Below are 9,463 nucleotides of genomic sequence, written 5' to 3'. Positions count from 1 at the left end.
TCGAGCCAGACCACCACCCCGCCAGGATCCCCACCACCGCAACAGCGGCACACCCACCCTGACACTGACGCGAGTTCCACGCTCGAGACCAGCCACTCGCCTGCCCGCGACTCGACTTTGCCGGGGCCCTGACGTGTGACGTGGTGATGGTGGCCTTCACGTGCTCTGGTGTTTGGTGTGTTGTCTCGTTCGTGGTGGCAGCCAGCCGGCGCCGGAGGGAGTGACGGCGGCGGTGTGGGGCGTTCGACCGACACCGCCGCCGCGTGATCCGGTTATACAGGGCCGGTGCCAACTCACCGGAAACTGTTCTTCGTCGCCGCCGCGCTGCTCGTGCTGGGCATTGCCTCGTTCCTGTTGCAGCCGGGCGGTCCCGACACCGAATGCGCTACGCCGGGCGGGCCGACCTCCGGGTTCTACGACCAGGAGAAGGGCTGCCCGGTGTCGAGCGAGAGCATGCGGGAAGTCGCCGACTACAACTCCTCGCCCAAGATCTTCCGGATCGCCGGCGTGGTGCTCGTCGTCGCGGGCGCCGGTGTCGGGATCGCCGGGCTGGTGAGCATGAGCCGGTCCGGCCGCAAGTCCGGCGACACCGTCAGGTAGGGGCGAGCAGGCCGCCCAGCGTGCGCAGCTGCGCGGTGGCGCCGCCGAGGGCGAACTCCGCCCGCTTCGCCGCCACGAAGTAGCGGTGCAGCGGGTGGTCGGTGTCGATCCCGACTCCGCCGTGGATGTGCACCGCGGTGTGCGCCACCCGGTGCCCGGCCTCGGCCGCCCAGAACTTCGCCGTCGCGACGTCGCGCTCGGCGGGCAGGCCGTCGGCCAGCCTGCTGGCGGCCTGCCACAGCGTCAGGCGGACCGCCTCGACGTCCAGATGCCCGTCGGCGAGGCGCTGACGCACCGCCTGGAAACCGGCGATGGCGTGGTCGAACTGCTTGCGTTCCTTGGCGTACTCCGCGGTCCGGGTCAGCGCCTCGTCCAGCACGCCCAGCTGCAGGGCACACCAGGCCACGGTGACCCGCGCCCGCAGCCACGCCGCCGCGTCCGGCGAGCCCAGCACGGCCGTGTCCGGTACCGCGACGTCGGTCAGCCGCACCAGCCCGGCGTCGCCGCGGTCGACGGTGCGCTGCGGCTCGACGGTCACGCCGTCGGCGCCGGTGCCGACGATCAGCAGCACGGTCGAGTCGGCCGCGACCGCGGGCACCAGCACGGCGTCGGCGAACGCCGCGTACGGCACGGTGCTCTGCGTGCCGCTGACCAGCCAGCCGTCCTCGGTCCGCTGCGCGGTGAACCCGCAGGGCGCGCCCGCGTCGGCCAGCGCCGAGGTGAGGACGCGCTCGCCCCTGGCGACCGGGACCACCTCGCGCTCGACCTGCCGCGCGTCCCCGAACTCGGCCACGGCGGCAGCGGCCGTCACGGTGGCCAGGTAGGGCACCGGCGCCACCGTACGGCCGATCTCCACGAGCACGGCGCACTGTTCCAGCAGGCCGAAACCGCCGCCGCCCGCCGTGCTCGGCAGCGCCGCGTCGACGACCCCGGCGCGGGCCAGCTCCGTCCACAGTGCACGGTCGAACCCGCCGGAACCGGGCTCGTCCCAAGACCGCGGATCACAGCGTTCTCGCAGGATCCGGCGGGCGAGCCCGGACAGTGCCTGCTGTGCCTCGGTGTGCGAGAAGTCCATACCCTGTCCTAACGCGTGACCGGAAGTCCGAGTGTGGTGGCCGCGACGAGGTCGCGCTGCATCTCGTTGGTGCCGCCGCCGAAGGTGAGGATCAGCGACGACCGGTGCAGCCGCTCGACCTTGCCGCGCAGTACCGCGCCCGGCGAGCCCTCCCGGACGACGGCCGCGGCGCCGAGGACCTCCATCAGCAGCCGGTAGGCCTCCAGCGCGAACTCGGTGCCGTACACCTTGGTCGCCGACGCCTCGCCGGGGCCCAGCTCGTTCTCGGCCGCCGCCCACGCGATCTTCCAGTTGCGCAGCTTCAGGTAGTCCGCGCCGGCGTGGACCCTGGCCAGATGGGTACGGACCCACTCCGCGTCGATGACCCGGCTGCCGTCGGGTTGCTTCGTCCGCGCGGCCCACTCGGTGACCTCCCGCAGCGCCGCCCGCACCGGCGCGGCCGAGGTGAGCGCGACCCGCTCGTGGTTGAGCTGGTTGGTGATCAGCGGCCAGCCGGCGTTCTCCTCGGCGATCCGCGCGTCCAGGCCGACCCGCACACCGTCGTAGAACGTGGCGCTGGTGCCCGGCCCGGCCACCGTGCGCACCTTCGTCCAGGAGAACCCCGGCGCGTCGGTGGGCACGACCAGGATGCTGATCCCCTTGTGCTTGCGGGCGTCCGGGTCGGTGCGCACGGCCAGCCACACGTAGTCGGCGTACTCGATCAGGCTGGTCCACATCTTCTGCCCGGTGACGACGTAGCCGTCACCGTCACGCACGGCACGGGTGCGCAGTGACGCCAGGTCGGTTCCGGCTTCCGGCTCCGAGTAGCCGATCGAGAAGTGCAGCTCGCCCGCCGCGATGCGGGGCAGGTAGAACGCCTTCTGTTCCGGGGTGCCGAAGCGCATGATGGTCGGGCCGATGGTGTTGATCGTCAGGAACGGGATCGGCACCCCGGCGCGGGCCGCCTCGTCGGTGAAGATCAGCTGGTCCACCATGGACCGCTGCTGCCCGCCGTACTCGGTCGGCCAGCCGATGGCGAGCCAGCCGTCCCGGCCCAGCTGCCGCACGATCTCCTTGTACGCCACGCCATCGCCGTACTCGCCGCCCGGCCCGGCCAGCCCGGCCCTGCGCTCGGCGGTCATCAGCCCGGCGAAGTAGGAACGCAGCTCGTCGCGTAGTTCCTCCTGCTCGCGCGTGTAGCCGATCCGCACCGGCCGTCACCTCCGTCAGACCCGCTCGTTGTGGTCGCCGAGGCGCCACCCGCGTAGTGTAGAACCTGTTCTAGTTGTAGCACCGATCGTCGAACGGAGGAAGCGTGGAGATCAGCGTCGACCGCTCCCTGTGCGAGGCCAACGAGCTGTGCGTGGCGATGGCGCCGGCCGTGTTCGAGCTCGACGAGGACGAGGAGCTGCGGATTCGCCAGCCGCATCCACCGCGTGAGGAACTAGAACGAGTTTCCAACGCGATCGCGGCTTGTCCCAAGAACGCCCTGCTCTTGCGGCAGTAGTGCACTCTTGATGTAAACGAGAACAGATTCTAGTCTGTGCTCTGAGTGCCCGGCCAGCGGCGGCCGGCGGCGAGCGAGGGAGCACGCGACGTGAGAGCGGCCGTACTGAACGCGATCGGCGACGACAAGCTCGAACTCAGGGACGACGTCAGCACCGTCGCGCCGGGCCCGCACGAGGTGCGCATCGGGGTGCGGGCCTGCGGGATCTGCCACAGCGACCTGTCGGCCATGGACGGCACGCTGCCCGCGCTGGCGCCCGGCGTGGTCGGTCACGAGGGCGCCGGTGAGGTGCTCGAGGTCGGCAGCGGCGTGGAGCACCTCGCGCCGGGCGACCACGTGACCGTCTCGTTCGTCCCGCCCTGCGGCACCTGCCCGAGCTGCCTGCGTGGCCAGACCCACCTGTGCCCGGTGCACGCCATCGCCGCGTTCACCTCGCCGCGCTTCCGCCTCGGCGACACGCCGCTGTTCGGCTACGCCGGGCTGGGCACGTTCGCCGACGAGGTGGTGGTGCCCGCGGCCGGTGCGATCAAGATCGACCCGGCGGTGCCGTTCGAGACGGCCGCGCTGGTCGCCTGCGGTGTGCTGACCGGTGCCGGTGCGGTGCTCAACACGGCGGCCGTCGAGCCCGGCTCGCGGGTGCTGATCATCGGCTGCGGAGGCGTGGGGATCTCGGCCATCCAGGGCGCGCGGATCGCCGGTGCCACGGTGATCGCGGCCGTCGACCCGGTCGAGGCCAAGCACCCGATCGCCACCCGCTTCGGCGCCACCCACGCCACCACACCCGACGGTGTCGAGGCGCTGAAACAGGAGGTGACCGCCGCCGAGGGCTTCGACTACGTCTTCGACGTCGTCGGCAACCCGGCGACCATCCGCTCGGCGTGGGACCACACCCGCCGCGGCGGGGCGACCGTGATCGTCGGCGCCGGCCGGGGCGACGCGATGGTCCAGTTCTCCGCGCAGGAACTGTTCCTGCACGACAAGCGGCTGCTCGGCTCCTTCTACGGCGGGGTCAACGTCGCCCGGGACACCCAGCGCATGCTCGACTTCTGGCGCGCCGGCCTGCTCGACCTCGACGGGATGATCTCGCGCAGGCTCACCTTCGACGACATCAACGACGGCCTCGGCGTGCTGAGGGAAGGCCACAGCGACCTGATCCGCCAGGTGGTGACGCTGGGGTGAACGCGCTGGAGGGCAGGACCGCGGTCGTCACCGGCGCCGGTGCCGGCCTCGGCCGCGCCGAGGCGCTCGCGCTGGCCGGTGCCGGTGCCGCCGTGGTCGTCAACGACCTCGATGACGCCGCGCACGAGGTGGCGGCCGAGATCGAGGCGGCGGGCGGCAAGGCACTGGCCGTGCCCGGTGACGTGTCCGACGCCGCCGTCCCGCGGGCCCTGCTGACCGCTGCCGTCGAGCACTTCGGCGGCCTGGACGTCGTGGTCAACAACGCGGGCGTGCTGCGGGACCGCATGCTGACCGGCATGTCCGACGACGAGTGGGACACCGTCGTGCGGGTCCACCTGCGCGGGCACTTCCTGCTCACCCGCGACGCCGCCACGCACTGGCGGGCGCGGGCCAAGGAGACCGGTGAACCGGTCTACGGCAGCGTGGTCAACACCGCGTCGGAGGCGTTCCTGCTCGGCCCGCCGGGCCAGGCCAACTACGCCGCCGCCAAGGCGGGGATCGTCGCGCTGACCGTGTCCGCCGCCAGGGGACTGGCCCGCTACGGCGTCCGTGCCAACGCCATCTGCCCCCGCGCCCGCACCGCGATGACCGCCGGCGTGTTCGGCGACGCGCCCGACGGCGCGGCCGATCCGCTGTCGGTCGACCACGTCGCACCCCTGGTCGCCTACCTCGCCTCCCCGGCCGCCGAGCGGATCAGCGGCCAGGTGTTCGTCGTCCACGGCGGCATGGTCGCCCTGCTCCGCCCGCCGTCGGTGGAGCAGCGCTTCGACACCGCCGGACCACTGTGGACACACGAGGAGCTGGAAACCCGGCTCGGCGGCTACTTCGCCGCCCGCGACCCCGCCCGCATGTTCGCCGCCGACGAGCTGATGGCCCTGGAACCGACCAAGGAGCACACCCGATGACGTTGACCGTGCAGCCGCACCGCGAGTCCCTCGGCCTCAAGGCCGGGCAGCTGTTCATCGACGGGCAGTGGACCGACGGCAGGGGCGGGCAGACCTGGACCCACCAGCACCCGGCGACCGGCGAGGAGGTGGGCGGATTCGTCTCCGGCACCGCGGCCGACGTCGACGACGCGGTCGCCGCGGCGCGGGCCGCGTTCGACGGCTGGGCCACCAGCAGGGCCCGCACCCGCATCGACGTCCTGCTGCGGTTCGCCGCGCTGCTGCGTGAGCACGCCGACGAACTGCGCGGCCTGCAGGCACTGGACAACTCGGTGCCGCTGTCGTTCGGCGGAATCTACGCGACCTCGGTGGAGGCCGCCGCCGACGTGTTCACCCACCACGCCGGCTGGGTCGACAAGGTCGGCGGGCAGACGCTGCCGCCGTACCAGGGCGGCGACCACCTGGCCATGACGTTCCGCGAACCGGTCGGTGTCGTCGCGGCGATCCTGCCCTGGAACGCCCCGTTCCTGCTGTTCGCGCAGAAGGTCGCGCCCGCGCTGGCGGCGGGCTGCACGGTGGTGCTCAAGCCGTCGGAGTACGCGACGTTCGCCGTGCTGCGGATGGTGCGGCTGCTCACCGAGGCGGGCCTGCCGCCCGGCGTGCTCAACGTCGTCACCGGGCCGGGCGACCCGGTCGGCGAGGCCATGATCACCCACCCCGGCGTGGACAAGGTCAGCTTCACCGGCAGCCGGACGGTCGGCAAGCGCATCGTCGAGGCGTCGGCGGGCACGCTGAAGCGCGTGTCGCTGGAACTCGGCGGCAAGAGCCCGGCGCTGGTCTTCGCCGACGCGCCGAACGTGGCGATCGCCGCCGCGACCGTCGTCGGCGCGGTCACCATGGGGCTGTCCGGGCAGGCCTGCGTGGCCAACACCCGCGCTCTGGTGCACCGCGACGTCTACGACGAGTTCCTCGGCGCCGCGCAGGGCATGGCCGCCGCGGTCACCTACGGCGACCCGTTCGAGCCGTCGGTCATCTCCAGCCCGCTGATCAACGGCAGGCAGCTGGAGCGGGTGCTCGGCTACATCGAGAAGGGCAAGCAGGAGGGCGCGCGGCTGGTCACCGGCGGCGAACGGCTCGGCGGCGACCTGGCGAACGGCAACTTCGTCGCGCCGACGATCTTCGCCGACGTCGACAACTCCGCCACCATCGCCCGCGAGGAGATCTTCGGCCCGGTGCTGGCCGTCGTCCCGTTCGGTGACGAGGACGAGGCGGTCGAACTGGCCAACGACACGGAGTACGGGCTCGGTGCCGGCGTCTTCACGGCTGATGTCCAGCGTGCCTTCCGCGTGTCGCGTCGCCTCCGGGTGGGCACGATCGGTATCAACGGGTTCCAGGTGGAGCCGCACCTGCCGTTCGGCGGGTTCAAGGAGTCCGGGCTCGGCCGGGAGGGCGGCCAGTCCGCGTACGAGGCGTACACCGAGCTGAAGTCCGTGCTGATGCCGTTGACCGAGGAGATGATGTGAGGCTCGCCGGGAAGACCGCGCTCGTCACCGGCGCGGCACGCGGGCAGGGTGCCGCCGCGGCCCGGCGGATGGTCGCCGAGGGTGCCCGGGTGATGATCGCCGACATCGCCGACGACGGCGGCAAGCAGCTGGCCGACGAACTCGGCGACGCCGCCGTGTTCCGCCACCTCGACGTGACCGACGAGGACGACTGGTCGGCAGCCGTGGCACACGCGGTCGAGGTGTTCGGTTCGCTGAACGTGCTGGTCAACAACGCGGGCATCCTGCACTTCTCCGCGCTGGGCAGCACCACGCTGGCCGACTACGAGCGGGTCGTGCGGGTCAACCAGTTCGGTGCGTTTCTCGGCATGCGTTCGGTCGTTGAACCGATGTCCGCTGCGGGCGGCGGGTCGATCGTCAACGTGTCCTCAGTGGAGGGACTGGCGGGGATGCCCTTCCTGGTGGCCTACACGGCGAGTAAGTTCGCCATCCGCGGGATGACGAAGGTGGCCGCGCTGGAGCTCGGTGAGAAAGGGATTCGCGTGAACTCCGTTCACCCCGGCATGATCGACACCGACATGGTGTCCGACGCCATGGGGGGCGCGGAGGTCGACATGTCCCGGCTCACCCGCAGGGTCGCGCTGAAGCGGCTCGGGCAGCCGGAGGAGATCGCCGCGGTGGTGGCGTTCCTGGCCAGCGACGACAGCTCGTACTGCACCGGAGGGGAGTTCGTCGCGGACGGTGGGGCAACGGCGACCCACGCGCTGAAGATCTGAGCACCGAGGGCACGGAGGTGTCATGGCCGAACACGGGGGATCAAGGGCGATCCCCGGCACCGCCGCGCTCGTGCAGGTGGGCAGGCTGGCCGCGCTGGCGTGGGACGTCCTGCGGGCCATCCCGCGCCGCCCGTTCCAGCTCCGCGAGTGGATCCAGCAGTGCTGGTTCTTCGCCAGCGTCACCATCCTGCCGACGGCGCTGGTCGCCATCCCGTTCGGCGCGGTCATCGCACTGCAGCTGGGGTCGCTGACCCAGCAGATCGGCGCGCAGTCGTTCACCGGTGCCGCGAGCGCACTGGCCATCGTGCAACAGGCCAGCCCGCTGATCACGGCGCTGCTGGTGGCCGGCGCGGGCGGCAGCGCGGTGTGCGCGGACATCGGCGCCCGCAAGATCCGCGAGGAGATCGACGCTATGGAGGTGCTCGGGGTCAACCCCGTGCAGCGCCTGATCGTGCCGAGGGTGCTCGCGGCCATCGTCGTGTCGGTGCTGCTCAACGGCCTGGTCAGCGTCGTCGGCGTGCTCGGCGGGTACTTCTTCAACGTCGTCATGCAGGGCGGGACGCCCGGCGCGTACCTGGCCAGCTTCAACGCGCTGGCACAGCTGCCGGACCTGTGGATCAGCGAGATCAAGGCGTTCCTGTACGGGTTCGTCGCCGGTGTGGTGGCGGCCTTCCGCGGGCTCAACCCGTCGGCAGGGCCGAAGGGGGTCGGTGACGCCGTCAACCAGGCCGTCGTGATCACGTTCCTGCTGTTGTTCGCCATCAACGTGGTGCTGACCGCGATCTACCTGCAGGTCGTGCCGCCGAAGGCGTTGTAATGGCAGAACCCCGCGTCCCCGACCGCACCCTGGAGCTGATCGCGCGCCCGGGCGCGTTCCTGGAGGGCTTCGGCGCGCAGCTGTCGTTCGCCGTGCGCGTGCTGGCCTGGGTCCCGCGCACGCTGCGCCGCTACACCCGGGAGACGTTGCGGCTGCTCACCGAGGTCAGCTTCGGCACCGGCGCACTGGCGGTCATCGGCGGCACGGTCGGCGTGATGATCGGGATGACGTTGTTCACCGGTCTGGTCGTCGGGCTGCAGGGTTACTCGGCGCTCAACCAGCTGGGCACCGCGGCGCTGACCGGGTTCATCTCGGCGTACTTCAACACCCGCGAGGTGGCACCGCTGTCGGCGGGGCTGGCGTTGTCGGCGACGGTGGGCTGCGGGTTCACCGCGCAGCTGGGCGCCATGCGGATCTCCGAGGAGATCGACGCGCTCGAGGTCATGGGCGTGCCCAGCATCCCGTACCTGGTGACCACCCGGGTCATCGCGGGCGTCGCCGCGGTGATCCCGCTGTACGCGCTGGGCCTGCTGTCGTCGTACCTGGCCTCGCGGCAGATCACCGTGTGGTTCTACGGCCAGTCCGCGGGCACGTACGACCACTACTTCACGCTGTTCCTGCCCCCGGAGGACGTGCTGTGGTCGTTTCTCAAGGTGCTGATCTTCAGCGTGGTGGTGATCATGGCGCACTGCTACTACGGCTACACCGCGCGCGGCGGGCCTGCCGGGGTGGGCGTGGCCGTCGGCCGCGCGGTGCGCTCGGCCATCGTGCTGATCGCGGTGCTGGACTTCTTCCTCTCGCTGGCCATCTGGGGCGCCACGACGACCGTGCGGATCTCCGGATGACGGCCGCCCGCGGAAGTACCCCAATGCCACATTGGGGGAGTTCAAGTACCCCAATGTGGCATTGGGGGACTTCAAGTATCCAAATTCCGCATCGACGACTGCTTGCGCACGTGGGTTGCTCCGATCGCTGTGACACGTGTGACTGGTGTGACTGCCGCAGTGGCGTGGATGCCGTGAAGGGGGCCCTCACGGCACCAGACGCCGTGAAGGCCCCCTTCACGGCATTGTGCGGACCGGGCGCCGCGGTGCGAGTGGCCAACTCGCGGGGTGCGAGCGGTGGACTCGCGGGGCAGGACCGT

General features: G+C 71.3%; 10 protein-coding genes. 8 read left to right on the top strand and 2 right to left on the bottom strand.

The features are described from left to right. Nucleotides 1–285 precede the first annotated feature (285 nt). Nucleotides 286–600 (top strand): hypothetical protein, encoded by a 315-nt coding sequence (locus tag EWH70_RS16390; RefSeq protein WP_130476248.1) that lies wholly within the window; start codon nucleotides 286–288, stop codon nucleotides 598–600. Here EWH70_RS16390 and EWH70_RS16385 read toward each other — a convergent pair. Beyond that, nucleotides 593–1,675 (bottom strand): acyl-CoA dehydrogenase family protein, encoded by a 1,083-nt coding sequence (locus tag EWH70_RS16385; RefSeq protein ID WP_130476247.1) that lies wholly within the window; start codon nucleotides 1,673–1,675, stop codon nucleotides 593–595. The two genes, EWH70_RS16390 and EWH70_RS16385, sit on opposite strands and share 8 nt — an antisense overlap. An 8-nt stretch (nucleotides 1,676–1,683) precedes the next feature. Next, nucleotides 1,684–2,865, bottom strand: a complete 1,182-nt coding sequence (locus EWH70_RS16380; RefSeq protein WP_130476246.1) for an acyl-CoA dehydrogenase family protein — start codon at nucleotides 2,863–2,865, stop codon at nucleotides 1,684–1,686. A 104-nt stretch (nucleotides 2,866–2,969) separates the two neighbouring features. On the opposite strand from EWH70_RS16380, the gene EWH70_RS16375 reads away from it, so the two are divergent. The 7 genes from EWH70_RS16375 (at nucleotide 2,970) to EWH70_RS16345 (ending at nucleotide 9,164) form a co-directional block, all read left to right on the top strand. Beyond that, nucleotides 2,970–3,161, top strand: coding sequence for a ferredoxin (locus EWH70_RS16375; RefSeq protein ID WP_130476245.1), 192 nt, complete (start codon nucleotides 2,970–2,972; stop codon nucleotides 3,159–3,161). A gap of 90 nt (nucleotides 3,162–3,251) precedes the next feature. Next, nucleotides 3,252–4,340, top strand: coding sequence for a Zn-dependent alcohol dehydrogenase (locus EWH70_RS16370; protein WP_130476244.1), 1,089 nt, complete (start codon nucleotides 3,252–3,254; stop codon nucleotides 4,338–4,340). Next, complete coding sequence (locus EWH70_RS16365) at nucleotides 4,337–5,245, top strand: 3-oxoacyl-ACP reductase (protein ID WP_130476243.1); 909 nt, start codon at nucleotides 4,337–4,339, stop codon at nucleotides 5,243–5,245. Before EWH70_RS16370 ends, EWH70_RS16365 begins: the two co-directional genes overlap by 4 nt. Then, on the top strand, nucleotides 5,242–6,747 hold the full coding sequence (locus tag EWH70_RS16360; RefSeq protein ID WP_130476242.1) for an aldehyde dehydrogenase family protein: 1,506 nt from the start codon (nucleotides 5,242–5,244) through the stop codon (nucleotides 6,745–6,747). The genes EWH70_RS16365 and EWH70_RS16360 overlap by 4 nt, the downstream gene beginning before the upstream one ends. Continuing rightward, nucleotides 6,744–7,502, top strand: a complete 759-nt coding sequence (locus EWH70_RS16355) for a glucose 1-dehydrogenase (RefSeq protein WP_130476241.1) — start codon at nucleotides 6,744–6,746, stop codon at nucleotides 7,500–7,502. The genes EWH70_RS16360 and EWH70_RS16355 overlap by 4 nt, the downstream gene beginning before the upstream one ends. A gap of 22 nt (nucleotides 7,503–7,524) precedes the next feature. After that, entirely contained in the window at nucleotides 7,525–8,319 is a 795-nt protein-coding gene (locus EWH70_RS16350; protein WP_130476240.1) for an MlaE family ABC transporter permease, read from the top strand. Then, on the top strand, nucleotides 8,319–9,164 hold the full coding sequence (locus tag EWH70_RS16345; RefSeq protein ID WP_130476239.1) for an MlaE family ABC transporter permease: 846 nt from the start codon (nucleotides 8,319–8,321) through the stop codon (nucleotides 9,162–9,164). The genes EWH70_RS16350 and EWH70_RS16345 overlap by 1 nt, the downstream gene beginning before the upstream one ends. Nucleotides 9,165–9,463 lie beyond the last annotated feature (299 nt).

Origin of the sequence: Amycolatopsis suaedae (genome assembly GCF_004214935.1) — a bacterium.
Classification (GTDB): domain Bacteria; phylum Actinomycetota; class Actinomycetes; order Mycobacteriales; family Pseudonocardiaceae; genus Amycolatopsis; species Amycolatopsis suaedae.
Note: the sequence above shows the minus strand (reverse complement) of the source record. Positions and strands in the feature narration are given on the sequence as shown.

Excerpts from the sequence above, each read along its gene's own strand:
- EWH70_RS16385 (WP_130476247.1), bottom strand. The coding sequence starts at position 1,675 with ATGGACTTCTCGCACACCGAGGCACAGCAGGCACTGTCCGGGCTCGCC.
- EWH70_RS16360 (WP_130476242.1), top strand. The coding sequence starts at position 5,242 with ATGACGTTGACCGTGCAGCCGCACCGCGAGTCCCTCGGCCTCAAGGCC.
- EWH70_RS16350 (WP_130476240.1), top strand. The coding sequence starts at position 7,525 with ATGGCCGAACACGGGGGATCAAGGGCGATCCCCGGCACCGCCGCGCTC.
- EWH70_RS16345 (WP_130476239.1), top strand. The coding sequence starts at position 8,319 with ATGGCAGAACCCCGCGTCCCCGACCGCACCCTGGAGCTGATCGCGCGC.